Below are 18,168 nucleotides of genomic sequence, written 5' to 3'. Positions count from 1 at the left end.
GCCCCATGCGGCGCAACCGCCCCACTCAACACAATGAGCGTTAGCTCGAGTAAAGCTTTTGATCTGAGGGCCCGTCGGCAGGCTGAGTGGAGGGATTTATCCGGGGGGTGGGAGCGCAGCGACCGTTTGGCGCAGCCAAACACAGCGAGAGGAGGTGCAGCGAAGCAAACCGTAGGCGCTGCCCCCCGGATGAATCCCGGAGCGAAGGAACCCGAGCCTAGGCGAGGGCCGAACGTCAGGGTAAAGCCTTTTTGGTTACTTTTTCGGCGTCTGGAAAAAGTGACCCGCCGTAAGGGCGGAACCCTAAGTGGCCGTTACCGCAGCACCGGATATACCCACCCCACTCAATTGACTCAAATCCCCAACCCATGCTCTCCTACACAACTTGTTACGGGTGCCCTTCACAGGGTGAAACGGGAAACCGGTGAATCATGTGCTTTACTCAAAGCCATGTCAGTCCGGTGCTGCCCCCGCAACGGTAAGCGAGCGAAGCGTCAGATCCACTGTGCCAACGCGGCATGGGAAGGTGACGCTTGCAGGTCGGCCAGACGCCAACCCCTCGTGAGCCCGGAGACCGGCCCGCAACACACAGTACGCAGTTTGCGTCGCTGAACATAACAAACCCGCGGTGGGCGGGCGCTGTTCGAACCTCTGCGTGCCCGACTCGCAGGGGTTTTCATGCGCTCTATATCACCCGCTGACACTCCAGAGGGAAGCGCCATGTCGATCATCAGCAGCACCGGCAGCAACACCGACAAAATCTCCAGCACCGCCACCTTGAGCCAACGCCTGACCGCCGCGATTTTCGCGTCGATCCTCGGTGCCAGCCTCGTTTATTTCGCCGGTTTCTCGCACATCGAAGCGGTGCACAACGCCGCTCACGATACCCGCCACAGCGCCGCGTTCCCGTGCCACTGAGACCTGCCGACATGATCAAGCGTATCGCGCAAACCGCAGGTTTCACCGGCCTGCTGGCCGCCCTGCTGCTGACATTGCTGCAAAGCTTCTGGGTCTCGCCGCTGATTCTGCAGGCCGAAACCTTCGAGAAGTCCGAACCGGTGGCCGTTCACGAACACGCCGCCGGCACGGCCGCACACACCCATGACGCCGAAGCCTGGGAGCCGGAAGACGGCTGGCAACGCGTGGTCTCGACCACCGGCGGCAATCTGGTGGTGGCGGTCGGGTTCGCCCTGATGCTCGCTGGCCTGTACACCCTGCGTGCACCGACCAAAACCTCGCAAGGCCTGCTCTGGGGCCTGGCCGGTTACGCGACCTTCGTGCTCGCACCGACCCTGGGCCTGCCGCCTGAACTGCCGGGCACCGCTGCAGCCGATCTGGCGTCGCGGCAAACCTGGTGGATCGGCACCGCCGCTTCCACCGCTGTTGGCCTGGCGTTGATTGTGTTCAGCCGCCACTGGTTGATGAAGCTGCTCGGCGTGGCGATCCTCGCCGTGCCGCACGTGATCGGCGCACCGCAACCGGAAGTGCATTCGATGCTCGCCCCGGAGGCGCTGGAAGCCCAGTTCAAAATCGCTTCGCAGTTGACCAACGTGGCGTTCTGGCTGGCCCTGGGCCTGATCAGCGCCTGGTTGTTCCGCCGCAAAAGCGATGGTCAGTACCACGCATGACCGATGACCGCGCAGCGCCGACCTTCGTGGTCGGCCTGGGCTGCCAGCGCGGCTGCCCTGCCAGCACGCTGCGCGCGTTACTCGATCAGGCGTTGCAGGCGCATCGTATAGAACTTAAAGCGGTCAAGGCCTTGGCCAGTATCGATCTTAAACGCGATGAACCCGGCCTGCAGGAACTGGCCAGTCAACTGGCGCTGCCGCTGTTGTATTTCAGCAGCGACGAACTGGCCAATTATCAGCAACGCCTGAGCCACCATTCGCAGATCGCCTACGAGCGTACCGGTTGCTACGGCGTGGCGGAAAGTGCCGCCCTGGCCCTTGCCGAACAGTTGATTCAAGCACCGGCAAAACTGCTGATTTCCCGGCAAAAATACGCTCAGGCAACCTTGGCATTGGCCGGCGCTGCGTAAATTCCCGATAATCCCCCCGTTTGATCATGAGCAATCTTCATCTGAAGCGTTGCCCTGCCCCGTTTTTCACAGGATTTCTTCATGACCGTCTACTTCATCGGCGCCGGCCCCGGCGACCCGGAATTGATCACCGTCAAAGGCCAGCGGCTGATCCGCAGTTGCCCGGTGATCATCTACGCAGGCTCGCTGGTACCGGCTGCGGTGCTGGAGGGGCATCAGGCTGAAACCGTGGTCAACAGCGCCGAATTGCATCTGGAGCAGATCATTGAACTGATCAAATCCGCACATGCCAAGGGCCAGAACGTAGCGCGGGTGCATTCCGGTGATCCGAGCCTGTATGGCGCGATTGGCGAGCAGATTCGTTATCTGCGCGAGCTGAATATTCCGTTCGAGATCATTCCCGGCGTCACCGCGACCGCAGCGTGTGCAGCCTTGCTAGGCGCGGAACTGACACTGCCGGACGTGTCGCAGAGCGTGATTCTGACCCGCTACGCGGACAAGACCGCAATGCCGGCGGGTGAGGAGTTGAGCAGTCTGGCGCAGCATGGCGCGACCATGGCGATTCATCTGGGGGTCAATCATCTGCAGAAAATCATCGCTGAACTGCTGCCGCATTACGGCGCGGATTGCCCGATTGCGGTGATTCACCGGGCGACATGGCCGGATCAGGACTGGGTGGTGGGGACGCTGGAAGATATTGCCGAGAAAGTTGCGGCCAAGGGGTTTCGGCGCACAGCGTTGATTCTGGTCGGGCGGGTGTTGGGCAGTGAGGTGTTTAGCGAGTCGTCGCTGTATCGCGCGGGGCATGCACACCTCTATCGCCCATGAAGGCCCTTTCGCGAGCAAGCCCGCTCCCACATTTGAAATGCGCTCAAATGTGGGAGCGGGCTTGCTCGCGAAGGCATCATTGAATTTCACGCAAAAAAAACGGCGCTCACGGGGCGCCGTTTTTCGTGTTCGCAGTGAACACCTTACTCAGTAGTAGGCGTTTTCTTTCTGCGTGTGGTCGGTCACGTCGCGCACACCTTTGAGCTCTGGAATTCGCTCGAGCAAGGTGCGCTCGATGCCTTCCTTCAGGGTCACGTCGGCCTGGCCGCAGCCCTGGCAGCCGCCGCCGAACTGCAGCACGGCAATGCCGTCCTCGACCACATCGATCAGGCTGACCTGACCGCCGTGGCTGGCCAGCCCCGGGTTGATTTCGGTTTGCAGGTAGTAGTTGATGCGCTCGTTGACCGGGCTGTCGGCGTTGACCATCGGCACTTTGGCGTTTGGCGCCTTGATGGTCAGCTGGCCGCCCATGCGGTCGGTGGCGTAATCGACGACGGCGTCGTCAAGGAACGCTTCGCTGAACGAGTCGATATAGGCAGTGAAGCTTTTCAGCCCCAGCGCGGTATCTTCAGGTTTTTCTTCGCCCGGCTTGCAGTAGGCAATGCAGGTTTCGGCGTACTGGGTGCCAGGCTGGGTGATGAAGACGCGGATGCCGATGCCCGGGGTGTTCTGCTTGGAGAGCAGATCGGCCAGGTAATCGTGGGCGGCGTCGGTAATGGTAATAGCGGTCATGGAAACTCCTCGCAGGCTTGGGCGCAGTTTACGCCAATCATTGCGCCGGACAAAGTCCTAGTATTTTTGTCGGGAAAGATTCTCGACAGGTGCGCTGACCGGTTCGCCATCGATCCGCGCTTTAAGCCACTGATAGCTGCGTTTTTCCACCCATTCGTAGCTCAACCATGACCCCACACCAATCGCCAGAGCGCAGACGATGAACATCAGATACGGGTTGATTCCGTAGCGTCGCGCGATAAAACCACCAACCGACAACACCAACACGTGCATCAGGTACACCGAATAGGAACAGTCACCGAGCCATTTCATCACCCGATTGCGCTCGACGTAGCGCTCCAGCGCCATGCAAGCCATCACCAGCACCGCGCTCGGCACGCCCCAGTTCAATAACCTTGGCGCCGGTGCCAGGTGATAGATCGCCATCATCGCAGCGCCCATCGCCAACAGCGGCAGCCACAGGCCGGCGCCAATCCAGCCCCGGCGATAGAGCACGCCAATGCCGATCCCCAGCAGAAACTCGTAGACGATGTCGGAACGGTAAAACTCGTTGAGCCAGCCGAACGCCTGACACACCGAAAACAGCAACGCGGCGACCACCAGCAAGCGCACCTGCCAACGGAACACCAGCGCGCATGCAAACAACACATAGAAGAGCATTTCGTAGTTGAGCGTCCAGCCGACATTCAGCGTCGGATAAATCCCGTAGCCGCCGGGGTTTTGCGCAGGAATGAATAACAGCGACGCGAGGAAATGCGCCCAGTCCACCGTCTGATCCGGCAACATTGGCCGGGCGAACAGCACCAGCAACGCCATCAACAGCGTGTACAGCCAGTACGCCGGGACAATGCGAAACAACCGATACAGCAGAAACCGCGCCGGAGGCAGCGCTTTGCTTTCGGTGGAGAGGAAAATCACCAGACCACTGATGACGAAGAAAACATCGACGCCGACTGCGCCTTTGTCGATGAAGAACTGCCCGACCGGGCCGCGCGCCTTGAAGTCGAAGAAAATCTGCATGAAGTGGTGACAGACCACCGTCCACGCGGCAAGCGCTCGCAGGGCCTGCACTGAAATCAACATCGGCCGCTCCCGATCACAATTGCAAAAAACACCACCTCACCCTGTGGGAGCGAGCCTGCTCGCGAAAGCGACGGCAAGTTCAATGTATTCGGCGCCTGACACTCCGCCTTCGCGAGCAGGCTCGCTCCCACAGGGGATTTGTGTGTTACCTGAAGCTGTGACAGTCGGCCTGTATTAAACGATCAAAGATTCTGGTAGCGGTTCATGTCCAGCACGCCCTCTTCCACCGGATCGGTTTCGTGGATGTATTGGCTCAGGTCGTGGAAATAGAACCAGAATTGCGGATGACTGCGGCGAATCCCCCAGCGTTCGACGATTTTCTCGAAACGACCGGCATCCTTGGCATTCTCCATGGCATCGACAAACTCCGGCACTTGTTCGGCTGGAATGTTGAAGATGAAATTCGGATAGCTGCTCAGTACGCCCGGGTAGATGGTCAAGGTGTCCAGCCCTGGCTGATAGCGCAGCGACTCGCCCAACAGGAACGCCACGTTACTGTGCGCACGGTTGCGCAGCAGGCTGTACATCTCGCGTTTGCCGCTGCGAGATTCGATGCGCAGCATGGTTGCTTCCGGCAATTGGTCGATCACCTTCAAACCGCCGGCCGGACGCGAGGTCAGGCGACTCAGCGCCTGCTCGGCGTTCTGTAGCGCCGGGTCGATATTCGGTCGCGAGCAATAGGCGCCGTCACAGCGATTGATCGGATCCGGCCGCGCATTCAGGTCGCCGTAACGCGCCAGCAACTGCATGGCGAAGTCGTATTTCGGGTCCTTCGGATCGAGTTTCAGCGCGGTCGGTTTGTCGTCGTCGATCGCCTCATAGTCGAGCCACATCTTGAACTGGCCGCTGCTTTGGTACCAATCGTCGAGGTAGTCCTCGCGGGAATCGGCCGGCATCAGGCGCAGGAAGTTCTGCTCGGCGCCGTTGCGGATCAGGTCGAAATACAGGCGGGTTTGCGCCTGATGGGAGACGTTGCCGAACACATCGAAGTTGACCGCCAACTGATAATAGGTGCGCTCCAGCAGTGGATAGTCGAACAGCCACATGGTCTGTGGCACTTCGCCGATCAGGCCTTTGGTCACCGACGCACTGTCGAAGTGGCGGAAAATGCTCAGCAGCGCGTTGTCGTTGCCGGCCCACAGGGTTGACCAGCTCGGAGCCGGCAGTTCGGCGTAACTGTCGCGGCGCAGGGCTTCGTATTCGTTGCGCTTGTTGCGGTAGTTGTGCCACAGGCTCAGCACACTGCCGACGTCATCGTTCTGCCCAGGCATTGCCAGCAACGGCGTGGCCTGGCCGCGATAGTTGGGGTCGGTGATGTAAAGATCATGTTCCGGCGCCTGGAACAGCGCCCAGAAGTTATCGCGGATCACATCCGTCGCAATCTGCCCACGGCACACCGGCCCGCGAATGAAGGTGCGGACGAAGTATTCAGCGTTATCGAGCATGAACTGATAACGCGCCTGCGCCGGAATCGCCTCGAAGGTGGCGAACGGGTTGGCTCGGCTCTGCGGGCCGTAACCCGGCAGCGCGTTGACCTGCCAGTTGCCGCTGTAGAACAGACTCTTGACCCGCGCCATCTTCGCCGCACTCAGCGGATAGGTGATGTGGGTCTTGTGCACGATCACCCCTTGCACCGGCCACAACCGGTAATACACCTGAGTGCCCGGATCGTCATTCGGGCGGCGGGTGGCGATCAGGTCGATCGGCTGCCCTGTCGGCGTGCGCGAACGCACCCACTGGAAGTAGTGCCCCGGCTCACCGTCCTTGAAATAGATATGCGCGAGGAACCAGTGTTCGAACAGCCAGCGCCCGACCAGACTCTGCCGCGCCCCCGGCGCATTGAGCAGGTTTTCCCACTGGACGATTTGCAGCGCTTCCCTGGTGCTCGGCGCCAGCCCCTGCTCGTCGATCGGCGCACCGGACGCCAGCCAGCGTTGCAGGGTCTGGTATTGCTGATCGGTCAGCCCGGTCACCGCCAGCGGCATGCCTTCTTTCGGGTGAGCGCCGGCATAGCCGTCAAACTCGGCGGGCATCGCGCACATGTTTTCCCGTTGCAGGCCGAGGACGATGTCTTCCGGCAGCTTGGCGTTGGGGGTTAGCGGAGTTTTGTGCCCCAGTTCGAGCATCCGCGCCATCAGCGCCGCCTGGCTGCCTTGGGCATCGAGTACCGAATAAAAGCCTTTCTGCTGCCAGGCACGTTTGCCGAAGGCGTCGTAGAACAGCCGCGTGGTCGGCGCCGCCTGAGTGCGTTCGCCGTCGTAGACCGGCATCTTGCTTGCGCCCCGCCCTGCGCCTTCGCCGCTGCCCAGATTGAGCTGGCACGCCGAGTCGTAGCAGGCATGGCAGGCCACACACTTCTCGGTGAAGATTGGCTGGATGTCACGCGTATATGAAATAGAAGGTGAGATCGCGGGTTCCTGCGCAATGGCGCCCCAGCTTAAGAACAGCAAGAAAATGCTGATGACGCGGTACGACATGCCCATGATCCCGATCGTGAAAAAAACGCCCGCGATTCTACAGTATGACGCTCGTACCAACATGAACGATATTCATGCAAAAGCAGCACGTGCTCCAAAAGCGCACAGGTTTGTTATGATCCCGGCCCTTCGTCATGGTCTTTTCGAGTAGTCCCAATGTCCGATCGCAGCGTCCGCCTTCAAGCTCTCAAGCAAGCCCTCAAAGAGCGCATCCTGATTCTCGACGGCGGCATGGGCACGATGATCCAGAGCTACAAGCTCGAGGAGCAGGATTATCGCGGCAAACGCTTCGCTGACTGGCCGAGTGACGTCAAGGGCAACAACGACCTGCTGGTGATCACCCGTCCGGACGTGATCGGCGGCATCGAAAAGGCCTATCTGGATGCCGGCGCCGACATTCTGGAAACCAACACCTTCAACGCCACGCGCATTTCCATGGCCGACTACGGCATGGAAGAGCTGGCGTACGAATTAAACGTAGAAGGCGCACGACTGGCGCGTAAGGTGGCCGACGCCAAGACCGCCGAAAACCCGGACAAGCCACGTTTCGTCGCCGGCGTGCTCGGCCCGACCAGCCGTACCTGCTCGCTGTCGCCAGACGTGAACAACCCCGGCTACCGCAACGTCACCTTCGACGAACTGGTGGAAAACTACACCGAGGCCACCAAGGGCCTGATCGAAGGTGGCGTCGACCTGATCCTGATCGAAACCATCTTCGACACCCTCAACGCCAAAGCCGCGATCTTCGCCGTGCAAGGCGTGTTCGAAGAGCTGCACATCGAACTGCCGATCATGATTTCCGGGACCATCACCGATGCGTCCGGTCGCACCCTCTCGGGCCAGACCACCGAAGCGTTCTGGAACTCCGTGGCCCACGCCAAGCCAATTTCGGTCGGCCTCAACTGCGCCCTCGGCGCCAGTGAGCTGCGCCCCTACCTGGAAGAGCTGTCGAACAAGGCCAGCACCCACGTTTCCGCGCACCCGAACGCCGGCCTGCCGAACGAGTTCGGCGAGTACGACGAACTGCCGGCGCAAACCGCCAAGGTCATCGAAGAATTCGCCCAGAGCGGTTTCCTCAATATCGTCGGCGGTTGCTGCGGCACCACCCCGGGCCACATCGAAGCCATCGCCAAAGCCGTAGCCGGTTACGCACCACGGCAGATTCCGGACATTCCCAAGGCTTGCCGCCTGTCCGGTCTGGAACCGTTCACCATCGATCGCAGCTCGTTGTTCGTTAACGTCGGCGAGCGCACCAACATCACCGGTTCCGCCAAGTTCGCCCGTCTGATCCGTGAAGACAACTACACCGAAGCCCTGGAAGTCGCCCTGCAGCAGGTCGAGGCCGGCGCGCAGGTGATCGACATCAACATGGACGAAGGCATGCTCGATTCGAAGAAGGCCATGGTGACCTTCCTCAATCTGATCGCCGGTGAGCCGGACATCTCCCGCGTGCCGATCATGATCGACTCCTCGAAATGGGAAGTGATCGAAGCCGGCCTGAAGTGCATTCAGGGCAAGGGCATCGTCAACTCGATCAGCATGAAAGAAGGCGTCGAGCAGTTCATCCATCACGCCAAACTGTGCAAACGCTACGGCGCTGCGGTAGTGGTGATGGCGTTCGACGAAGCCGGCCAGGCCGACACCGAGGCGCGCAAGAAAGAAATCTGCAAACGCTCCTATGACATTCTGGTCAACGAAGTCGGCTTCCCGCCGGAAGACATCATCTTCGACCCGAACATCTTCGCCGTGGCCACCGGCATCGAAGAACACAACAACTACGCTGTGGACTTCATCAACGCCTGTGCCTACATCCGCGACGAGCTGCCGTATGCGCTGAGTTCCGGCGGCGTGTCCAACGTGTCGTTCTCGTTCCGTGGCAACAACCCGGTGCGTGAAGCGATTCACTCGGTGTTCCTGCTGTACGCGATCCGCGCCGGCCTGACCATGGGTATCGTCAACGCCGGTCAGCTGGAAATCTACGACCAGATCCCGCAGGAGCTGCGTGACGCCGTCGAAGACGTGATCCTCAACCGCACGCCGGAAGGCACCGACGCCCTCCTCGCCATCGCCGACAAGTACAAGGGCGACGGCAGCGTCAAGGAAGCCGAGACCGAAGAGTGGCGCAGCTGGGACGTCAACAAGCGTCTGGAGCATGCGCTGGTCAAGGGCATCACCACCCACATCGTCGAAGACACCGAAGAGTCGCGCCAGTCGTTCGCCCGCCCGATCGAAGTCATCGAAGGCCCGCTGATGTCCGGCATGAACATCGTCGGCGACCTGTTCGGCGCCGGCAAAATGTTCCTGCCGCAGGTGGTGAAATCCGCCCGCGTAATGAAGCAGGCCGTGGCGCATCTGATCCCGTTCATCGAACTGGAAAAAGGCGACAAACCGGAAGCCAAGGGCAAGATCCTGATGGCCACGGTAAAAGGCGACGTGCACGACATCGGCAAGAACATCGTCGGCGTGGTGCTGGGTTGCAACGGCTACGACATCGTCGACCTCGGCGTGATGGTCCCGGCGGAGAAAATTCTCCAGGTGGCCAAGGAAGAGAAGTGCGACATCATTGGCCTGTCCGGGCTGATCACTCCGTCGCTGGACGAGATGGTCCACGTGGCCCGCGAAATGCAGCGTCAGGATTTCCATCTGCCGCTGATGATCGGTGGCGCGACCACGTCCAAGGCGCACACTGCGGTGAAGATTGAGCCGAAGTACAGCAACGATGCGGTGGTCTACGTCACCGACGCCTCGCGTGCGGTCGGTGTGGCGACGCAGTTGTTGTCCAAGGAACTCAAGGCCGGTTTCGTCGAGAAGACCCGACTGGAATACGTCGATGTGCGTGAGCGCACCGCCAACCGCAGCGCCCGTACCGAGCGCCTGAGCTACGCGGCGGCGATTGCCAAGAAGCCACAGTTCGACTGGGCCAACTACACGCCGGTCAAACCGACCTTCACCGGCACCCGCGTGCTGGACAACATCGACCTCAACGTTCTGGCCGAGTACATCGACTGGACGCCGTTCTTCATTTCCTGGGACCTGGCCGGCAAATTCCCGCGCATCCTCGAAGACGAAGTGGTCGGTGAAGCCGCCACCGCGCTGTACAAGGACGCGCGCGAGATGCTCACCAAGCTGATCGACGAGAAGCTGATCAGCGCCCGGGCGGTGTTCGGTTTCTGGCCGGCCAACCAGGTGCATGACGACGACATCGAACTGTACGGCGATGACGGCAAGCCTATGGCGCGCCTGCATCACCTGCGCCAGCAGATCATCAAGACCGACGGCAAGCCGAACTTCTCGCTGGCCGACTTCGTCGCGCCGAAAGACAGCGAAGTGACCGACTACGTCGGTGGTTTCATCACCACCGCCGGCATCGGCGCCGAAGAAGTCGCCAAGGCCTATCAGGACGCTGGCGATGACTACAACTCGATCATGGTCAAGGCACTGGCCGACCGTCTGGCCGAGGCCTGCGCCGAATGGCTGCACCAGCAAGTGCGCAAAGAGCACTGGGGTTACGCCAAGGATGAGGTGCTGGACAACGACGCGCTGATCAAAGAGCAGTATTCCGGTATCCGTCCGGCACCGGGATACCCGGCCTGCCCGGATCACACCGAGAAAGCCACGCTGTTCACCCTGCTCGATCCTGAAGCCAGCGAAATGCGCGCGGGCCGCAGCGGCGTGTTCCTCACTGAACACTACGCGATGTTCCCGGCAGCGGCGGTCAGCGGCTGGTACTTCGCCCATCCGCAGGCGCAATACTTCGCCGTCGGCAAGGTCGACAAGGATCAGGTGCAGAGCTACACCTCGCGCAAAGGTCAGGAACTGAGCGTGACCGAGCGCTGGCTGGCGCCGAACCTCGGTTACGACGAATAAGCGCAACGCTCAGTCCCCGAACCTCCCGGGGACTGACCGTTCAGCGGGTTTTACTCGCCTGACATTTGCCCGGACGTACCGGGCATTTGTGCGTTGCCGGCAGACAAACCGATCCGTTCGATCTCCTGTCGCGACAATTCGATGAGCCTGGCATTTCGCGCGGCCGCCTGGTCGAACAACCTGCTCAGATACAGCGGATCGTCAGCACTCAGACCTTCGTCCTCGCCCCCCTCCATCAACTGCAGTTCATCCATTTGTCTGAACGCTTCGGGCTGCTGCTCCTTGAGATAGTCCAGCCAGTAATCGCGCTGGATCAGGTCCTCCAGAAATCTCTCGGAGCGTTCCGCGCTGACCACTTCGGCCCGCGCATTGACCAACTGCTGCGGGGTGACACCGGAGGCAAATTTCATGTTTTTCGGCTGCCCGGGCAATTCCAGTCCATCGTCCCAGCCCCCGGTCAGACCGATCCGATAACCGAGGCGGACTTCGGCTTCGTCGAAACCACTGCGCGCCGCCGCCGCTTTTGCCAGTTCATCGACCTTGTCCAGCCGAAACAGCTGCCGCGACAGCGACAACAAGGCCTCGCCGCGGATGCCCGGGCGGCCGGCCGGCAAATCGAGCAAGGCGTTGTAGGTGAAGACCTTGCTCTCCAGACCACTGAACGTAAGGATGCGCCCGTCCACGCAAGTCCCGTGTGTGGCCGAACCGGCGAAAATCACCTCGCGCAGCTCACTGTTGGCCGCCGCCGCTTCCATGACCATCCACACCCGTCGGGTCAGATCGGCGTTGGCCACGCGAAACTCTTGGGTGTCCTGCAATCGATCAAGCAAATGGAAGAATGCCGCGCTATCCGGTTCGGCAGCGAGTTGATCCCAGAGCTTGTCGCGTGCCAACGCCTGATCCGCCGGCAGATTCGCCAGCCACGGCGCTTTCTGTTGCGCATGGGCCTGTTCGCCCGGGAGGGTTTCGTCGGACTCGATGCTGTCGGTGGTTTCACTGAGCCCGCCGGCAACGTCGTCAGCCATTTCCTCCAGATCGGAACTGGAAAAACCGAGCACTCGCGGGCGGTTACCCGCAGCCTGATAGGTTCTGAGCCTTTCGAGGGATTCCTCCGAGAGGTTGTAGTTGTCAGTCAGGTCGGTGCCGTCCATCAGCTCATCGTGCTGACCGTCCAGCGCCTGATCGGGGATGGCGGTGATGTCGTTGCGACTGAGGTTGAGTGTCCGCAGGTGCTGCGCATCCAGCGTCCCGGCCGGCCATTCGGTGAGGTTGTTGTTGCGCAGATCCAGACTTTGCAAATGCTCGAAATAACTGACGTCGAACGCCTCGAGATGGTTGTAGCTCAGGTCCAGTGCCTGCAGATGCTGCAGGCCGGACAGCGCGGCATACAGCGGCTCGCTGTCACTGAAGTTGTTGCTGGCAAGCTCGAGTCGCTCGAGCTGCGGCATTTGCCGGACGCCATCAGGCAGCGCGGTGAGTTCATTGCCACTGAGGGTCAGATCGCGCAGGTGAGTGAAGGACTTGAGAAAGCCGTTGCTGCCTTCGGCCGTCACTCGTGTGCCCGTCAGGTTCAAGCTGCTGACATGCCCGAAGTCCTCGGGCAGCGGCGGTAGATCACCCAATTGCAGGCCGTTGAGATCCAGAACCGCATCGCCCCCGGCAACCGATAACCGTGCGCGCCAGCAGGTGAGGATGCGCCACGCCGCCAGGCTGCGTGATTGCGAGGAGATGACCCAGTCGACGCCACGGGTTTCCCGGGTATACAGCCAGCCATTGAGTTGGCGAACGAGGGTTTCAAAGGTCTGACTCCAACCGGTGATCCGCTCGCTGATCTGCACTTCGGTCGCACCCTCATTGCGCAGCGCCTCGATCATTTGCGTGGCTTGTTCATCGCTAAGGGCCGGCTGCACTCGCTGCAGGTCCTGGCGCATCCGTGTCAGCCCGGTACTGACCGGCGCCTGCGTCAGCGGCAGCAACTGGCGGGCCACTGATACACCGTTCTCTGCCGGCGGAAAGGTCGCCGGCACCGGCTGCCGGGCAAACGCATCCAGTGCGCCGGCAGGCAGGCCGAGGGTGTCTTCGAGCCGCCGTTGGGCCAGACGCAGTTCAGCCGACGCCGCGGCGGTCAGCGGCGTACCGGTCAGGTTGGTATTGAGCAGTGCGGTGCTTTCAAGCACGGCAGGCGGCAGCGTGCTGATACGGGTGTCGCGCAGATCCAGCCACGCCAGTTGCGGCAGACCTTCGGCCCCTGTCGGCCACTGTTGCAGGTGCGTTGCCTGCAGGTCGAGGGCCTTCAAGCGCTGCAGGCTGCCAACGTTCATCTCGCTCAGCGGATTGTTCCGCAGATTCAACTGTTCGAGCGCAGGCAATTCACTCAATCCGCGCTCCAGGCCTGAAGCGTCGGTCAACTGGTTGTCGGCCAGATCCAGGTGCACCAGGCGCGAAAGGCTCTGCGACTCGATCGGCCATTCGTGCAAGGCATTGTCACTCAGATCAAGGGTTCGTACTTCGCTGAACGCACTGAGGAAACCGCGCATCTGCACGGCTGCAACGCGCTGGCCGTTGAGCAGCAGCGTGCGTACATGCGCAAATGCGTCAGCGGGTAACGCCGGCAGTTCGCTGAGCATCAGCCCCGACAAGTCCAGGGTCGAAGCACTGATGGTCGCGCCATAGCGCTTGAACATGCCCTTGCGCCAACTGGTTTTCAGGACATGGGCCAGGTTTGATCGCGCGACAAGTTCGCGCAGCGATTCTTCCGACACCACCACGCGCTGCTGCCACTGACTGAGCTGGCTATCCAGCGCAGCATATTGATCGCTCAAGGCATTGATCGCGGTGAAACGCTGCTGCTCATCCGGCCATTGCTCGAAGAAACGATTGAACACCCCCTCGGGCGACTGATTCACGCCCTCACCCAGGCGCCGCAACTCGCCGCGGCAATAATCCCTGACCATCGTCTCTCGATCGATCAGGTGTTCTGGATGGGTCTTGACGTATTCGTACACGCCCGTGAAGTTTTCCCGGGAGAATCTTGACCAGTCCAGCGACAGCCCCGACCAGAGTTTTCCATGCCCCTGCAACAGTGTTGCCGGCACGGTGCTGATTCCGGTGTCCCTGAGGTTCAGACGTTCCAGGGCCGGTAACTCCAGCGCCCCCGCAGGCCAGTTGAACAATGAATAGGCGACGATTTCCAGCGTGTGCAGATTACGCATGCCACTGACGTCGAAGGCCAGCGGCTGATAGCTCGAGGTGCTGACGCTCAATGCTTCAAGACGGGTCAGTTGAGCCAGGCGAGCCGGCATATCGGCGGCATAGGGCATTGCGCTGTAGAGCGTCAGGTAAGTGAATTCCGGCAGGTTCTGCAACATTGCCGGCACGTTGGTGAACGTTTCTGCGGTGGCGTTGATGCGCAGTGCCTTGAGCCTGGGGAAACTGCCCAACAGTTCATCGACGTTGGCATCGGTGATGCACCGCCCCCTGACTCGCAGATCGCGCACATGCGAGAAATCTGCGGTCAGCACCGGCAACGGGTCGTCGCAGGTCAGATCGAGGCGTGCGGCACTCGCGTGACTATCAGCCAGCGGCGAATTGCGCCAGCTCTGCTTGAGGCTGCGCACTACGCTGGATCGGCCGCCGATCATCGATTGCAATGTCGACTCCGGGGCCGGCACACCTTCCCATTGCGCCAGCGACGATTCGAGTTCCTGCCATTCACGCAGGCGCCTTTGCAACAGCTCGTAGATCTGCGCGTCAGTCCGCCCGGCGGCCAGTTGTTTGAGGATGAACCCGCCCGCTTGCTGATCGGTAAGCGCCGGATACACGTCCTGCACGCGCGTCACCAGCAACGGATTGACGCCTTCGCCGCGACCGCTGGCGTAATAACCCAGCCCGTGCTGGCGTACCCGCACCGGCGCCTTGAAGCGTTGCTTGTGGCCATGGCGCCTGCTCGCCAGTCGAGCCAGTTCGGCACGGTGTCGGGCCACATACCCGATCAGTGCCCGACGCAGTCCGGCGCTACGCGCAACCTGGGTAAAACCCAGGGCCTGCCGCGACTGATCGGGCAACGCATGGAGGATTGAGGCAAGGAAGTTGTCGCCGTGACGCGGAACACTGTCGAGCGCTTCGCCGCGCTCGTTGTACGCCTGATAGACCGGCCCGCGCTTGACCAGATACTTGGTCTGGCCGGCACTTTCGCTGCCGACACTGTCAATCAACGGCCCGTCGAGGCTGCCTTCGCGCACCTCGAGACGCACCTCGTCCGACCAGCCCGGCAGTCGTTCCAGGGCGCGCAAGGCCAGCCATTGGCTTTCGCTGCCACCCGAATTCTCCATGTGCAGGCCGGCGACCGCATGATTGAAGCGGCGTTGCCGGGCAAATTCACGGGAGATCTCCAGCAACCGCAACGGTACCCGCTCACCGCTTTGCAGGCGCGTCAGTTCCTCGGCGTTCGCCTCCAGCAGCACGCGGATTGCCGCCGAGCTGCCCAACCCCGGTGTGGCGGCTTGTAGCCTGGCGATTCGCCGGTCGTTCAACGCGGGCTCGTCATAGAGCCTGTCGAACATCGCCGGCTGCCGGGTTCGCAGGTAATCGGCGATCTGTTTGCGCAGTTCCAGCGGCCGCGATTCGACCACGCGCGCCGGCTCGGCGCCCAGCAGCCAACGTGTTTGCGGCTCATCCAGCGCGGCCAGAATACGCTCAGGCAATTGGCCGTCGAGCACTTCGGCGCGGGTCACCTGGATCGGCGTACGCGTCTGGCCCTCGATCAAGCCTGATTCCGCGCCGAACAGTCGGCTGGGGCCGGACAGCTGCGTTCCGTCGAAGACTTCCAGAACCAACCCGCTCGGCCAGCGCGGCATTTGTGTGAGCATCGGCAGCGTCAGCAGATACGAATCATCCAGGCTGGTTCCTCGCTCGACCTGATCAATCAGCCGCCCGACCTGCTGCTCCGCCTCATACAGGCGCAGCGTGTCGGCCAGGGCCAGTGGCGCCGGCTGATGATCGAGGTGCATCTGACGCAGGGCCTCATCACTGACACCACTGACATCGGCGATTTCGAGCAGTTGCGCATCCGAAAACGCCTCAGTCGAATGCCCGATGCGCCGCAGCAGGGTCAGTCGATCCCAGCTCAACGGTCGCTCCAGGCTGTGGCGCCAGGCCCCCAGTCGATTGTGCTCAAGGATCGGTTGATAGGCCGCAGGATCATGCGGGTGGCGGATGCGCCAGCTTTTCAGGGTCTCGTCGTAGTGCGTCTGGTAGAACTTGCCTTGCTGGCGAATGAAGGTCTTGCCGTCGAATCGATACACGCCCTGCGCATCAGGCACGGCACTCGCCGGCAGGACACTGTCGCTGACGTAAGCATCAAGATCAGGCTTCCACAGGCGGACCGAGCCATCAGGTCGCTCGACCGGTTGCAAGTGCTCGATCACCGGCTCGGCGGAGGCCGCCTGGAGACGGCCTGCACCCTTGCCGACCGCGCCCATCACGCCAATCAGCGCCAGGTTCTGCGCGACATCGACCAGATGCGCCTTGGCAGCCTGGCGATCACCTTCCGACCATTCGATGGCGCCTTCGAATGATTCATAGAGCAGTTGCCCGGCCATCACGGTCATCATGATTTCGCCCAGTACCGGGACAAACATCGACACCAGGTTCAACGCCATCATGCCGAGCTCGAGCAGATGACTGAGTTTTTCTGCCCGTACCCGGGCGTCGACGTCTGCTGTGGGGACGGCGTGGGCCTTCGCATCGGCGATAAATTTGGCCTGGTGCTGCTCATAGAGGTACTGCCACAGATCGGTGTTGTCGGCCCAGATCCCGGCCACGCCTTTGCGCGTGGTCGGCAACGGGTCGAGATACGGGTCAGGCTGCGGCTCGCGCTTGCCGGGGGCTTCGGGTGGCAGCTCCTTGATTCGCGCGATGGTCGACAGTGGCGGTATCAGCTGTGCAACCTTGACCCAGATCGAATGCAACGGGTCACTCGGGGAGTCCGCAGCCTTTTGGGTGAACTGACTGAAATAGTAAGGACGGTCGGCATAGGCCACGAACTGACTGAAAAACTGCTGGTAAGCAGTCGGTCCTTGCGCGGGAGTCGTAGGATCAGTCGCGGTGAACTTGCGTTTGAACACCTCACGCATCTGCGCCATGGTGTAGCGCTTGAGCGGGTGTTGCGGGTCATGGGGAATGTAGACGATGAACTCGTTGGTGTAGCGGTAGCGCTCGCTGATGCTGAACACCACGCAACCGGTCATCCGCCGCTTCATCAGGCTCAGGTCGCGAAACCACACGGCCTTGCCGCCGAGCTGCGGATGGATCTGGCCGTCCACCACCGACAGAATCATCCGGTAGTCGGCGGGCTCGATGTCCTGTTTCAGCAGCGCCCATTCAGCGGCGGCACGAAACGCGGTTTTCTGGCTGGCAATGAAGTGCCGGCGCAAGGTGTCGGTTTTCTCGAAAAACGCTTTGATCCTTGCCTGATAACGGGCACCGACGTCCAGCGAACGACACAGCGTCAGAAACTGCCTGACCGTGATGCCGATGTCTACTGCCTGAAACTCTCCCGGGGTTGCCGTCTCGACCACGAAACCGGATCTGGCGTGATAGGCACCTGTTTCACATTCCGAAGCCTCGAAGTTGTGCAATGCCGCTTGCAGCAAGGGCAGCTTCAACACTTCGAACGTGGAAACTTCAACTTCCAGCACCCCGAGTTCGAGGGGCCGTCTGAGACACAGCAAGGTTTTGCCGAGATCGACCGTGACGTTGAACTGATCCTTGAGTGCCTTGCCAAGCAGCGCCTGGGCAAATGCATCGACGCTTTCAAGGCCGGCCATGGTCTTGTCGAGTCGGCTCTGGGCGACAAAGGCCGCCGTGACCCGGTCTTTCAAGGCTTGTTGCTGATCATTAGGGAAATGGTGATAGCCGTGCGCTGGCCGGGTACTGGCCACTTTCATCGCGGCTCGCCGCTCGGGTGAAGCGGCGATCAGCCAATCGGGGATCATCTGCTCCAGCCGCTTGCCGTGAAGGCTGGCACTGACTGGCGCGCGGGGCAATGTCGGGGGATGAGTGGACATCCTGTCTCTCCAGAAAAATGGGAGGACAGGACACCATGTCCGCCGCGGTGATCTGCGGTACATAGTTATCGTATCG

The 18,168-nt window shown here is 61.2% G+C and carries 10 protein-coding genes and 1 riboswitch; of the genes, 6 read left to right on the top strand and 4 right to left on the bottom strand.

Annotated elements, in window-relative coordinates:
• Positions 1 to 375 precede the first annotated feature (375 nt).
• A riboswitch (cobalamin riboswitch) is annotated at positions 376 to 598 on the top strand.
• A 122-nt stretch (positions 599 to 720) separates the two neighbouring features.
• From H043_RS0122255 to cobM, 4 genes are all read left to right on the top strand, one after another.
• Positions 721 to 918 carry a CbtB domain-containing protein gene (locus H043_RS0122255; protein WP_003225486.1) on the top strand — a complete coding sequence of 66 codons (198 nt, stop codon included), beginning with the start codon at positions 721 to 723 and terminating at the stop codon, positions 916 to 918.
• An 11-nt stretch (positions 919 to 929) separates the two neighbouring features.
• Positions 930 to 1,628 carry a CbtA family protein gene (locus H043_RS0122250; protein ID WP_027613714.1) on the top strand — a complete coding sequence of 233 codons (699 nt, stop codon included), beginning with the start codon at positions 930 to 932 and terminating at the stop codon, positions 1,626 to 1,628.
• The gene (locus H043_RS0122245) at positions 1,625 to 2,038 is read left to right on the top strand and encodes a cobalamin biosynthesis protein (RefSeq protein ID WP_027613713.1); all 414 of its coding nucleotides are present in this window, start codon (positions 1,625 to 1,627) and stop codon (positions 2,036 to 2,038) included. Before H043_RS0122250 ends, H043_RS0122245 begins: the two co-directional genes overlap by 4 nt.
• 81 nt (positions 2,039 to 2,119) lie before the next feature.
• Complete coding sequence (cobM, locus tag H043_RS0122240) at positions 2,120 to 2,866, top strand: precorrin-4 C(11)-methyltransferase (protein WP_027613712.1); 747 nt, start codon at positions 2,120 to 2,122, stop codon at positions 2,864 to 2,866.
• Between the two features lie 147 nt (positions 2,867 to 3,013).
• Here cobM and nfuA read toward each other — a convergent pair whose 3' ends face one another.
• From nfuA to H043_RS0122225, 3 genes are all read right to left on the bottom strand, one after another.
• Positions 3,014 to 3,598 carry a Fe-S biogenesis protein NfuA gene (nfuA, locus tag H043_RS0122235; RefSeq protein ID WP_003225494.1) on the bottom strand — a complete coding sequence of 195 codons (585 nt, stop codon included), beginning with the start codon at positions 3,596 to 3,598 and terminating at the stop codon, positions 3,014 to 3,016.
• 57 nt (positions 3,599 to 3,655) lie between these two features.
• Positions 3,656 to 4,681, bottom strand: a complete 1,026-nt coding sequence (locus H043_RS0122230) for an acyltransferase (RefSeq protein WP_027613711.1) — start codon at positions 4,679 to 4,681, stop codon at positions 3,656 to 3,658.
• 182 nt (positions 4,682 to 4,863) lie between these two features.
• The gene (locus H043_RS0122225; protein ID WP_027613710.1) at positions 4,864 to 7,158 is read right to left on the bottom strand and encodes a fatty acid cis/trans isomerase; all 2,295 of its coding nucleotides are present in this window, start codon (positions 7,156 to 7,158) and stop codon (positions 4,864 to 4,866) included.
• Between H043_RS0122225 and H043_RS30495 the strand changes: the two genes are divergently transcribed.
• Positions 7,058 to 7,309 (top strand): hypothetical protein, encoded by a 252-nt coding sequence (locus tag H043_RS30495; RefSeq protein ID WP_177325655.1) that lies wholly within the window; start codon positions 7,058 to 7,060, stop codon positions 7,307 to 7,309. The genes H043_RS0122225 and H043_RS30495 overlap by 101 nt on opposite strands.
• A 5-nt stretch (positions 7,310 to 7,314) precedes the next feature.
• Entirely contained in the window at positions 7,315 to 11,025 is a 3,711-nt protein-coding gene (gene metH / locus H043_RS0122220) for a methionine synthase (RefSeq protein ID WP_027613709.1), read from the top strand.
• Between the two features lie 50 nt (positions 11,026 to 11,075).
• On the opposite strand, the gene H043_RS0122215 is transcribed toward metH, so the two are convergent.
• The gene (locus tag H043_RS0122215) at positions 11,076 to 18,092 is read right to left on the bottom strand and encodes an NEL-type E3 ubiquitin ligase domain-containing protein (RefSeq protein WP_027613708.1); all 7,017 of its coding nucleotides are present in this window, start codon (positions 18,090 to 18,092) and stop codon (positions 11,076 to 11,078) included.
• Positions 18,093 to 18,168 lie beyond the last annotated feature (76 nt).

Source organism: Pseudomonas sp. URIL14HWK12:I6 (assembly GCF_000514195.1).
In the GTDB taxonomy this organism is placed as follows: Bacteria; Pseudomonadota; Gammaproteobacteria; order Pseudomonadales; family Pseudomonadaceae; genus Aquipseudomonas; species Aquipseudomonas putida_A.
Note: the sequence above shows the minus strand (reverse complement) of the source record. Positions and strands in the feature narration are given on the sequence as shown.

Excerpts from the sequence above, each read along its gene's own strand:
- H043_RS0122255 (WP_003225486.1), top strand. The coding sequence starts at position 721 with ATGTCGATCATCAGCAGCACCGGCAGCAACACCGACAAAATCTCCAGC.
- H043_RS0122250 (WP_027613714.1), top strand. The coding sequence starts at position 930 with ATGATCAAGCGTATCGCGCAAACCGCAGGTTTCACCGGCCTGCTGGCC.
- H043_RS0122245 (WP_027613713.1), top strand. The coding sequence starts at position 1,625 with ATGACCGATGACCGCGCAGCGCCGACCTTCGTGGTCGGCCTGGGCTGC.
- cobM (WP_027613712.1), top strand. The coding sequence starts at position 2,120 with ATGACCGTCTACTTCATCGGCGCCGGCCCCGGCGACCCGGAATTGATC.
- nfuA (WP_003225494.1), bottom strand. The coding sequence starts at position 3,598 with ATGACCGCTATTACCATTACCGACGCCGCCCACGATTACCTGGCCGAT.
- H043_RS0122230 (WP_027613711.1), bottom strand. The coding sequence starts at position 4,681 with ATGTTGATTTCAGTGCAGGCCCTGCGAGCGCTTGCCGCGTGGACGGTG.
- H043_RS30495 (WP_177325655.1), top strand. The coding sequence starts at position 7,058 with ATGTCACGCGTATATGAAATAGAAGGTGAGATCGCGGGTTCCTGCGCA.
- H043_RS0122225 (WP_027613710.1), bottom strand. The coding sequence starts at position 7,158 with ATGTCGTACCGCGTCATCAGCATTTTCTTGCTGTTCTTAAGCTGGGGC.
- metH (WP_027613709.1), top strand. The coding sequence starts at position 7,315 with ATGTCCGATCGCAGCGTCCGCCTTCAAGCTCTCAAGCAAGCCCTCAAA.
- H043_RS0122215 (WP_027613708.1), bottom strand. The coding sequence starts at position 18,092 with ATGTCCACTCATCCCCCGACATTGCCCCGCGCGCCAGTCAGTGCCAGC.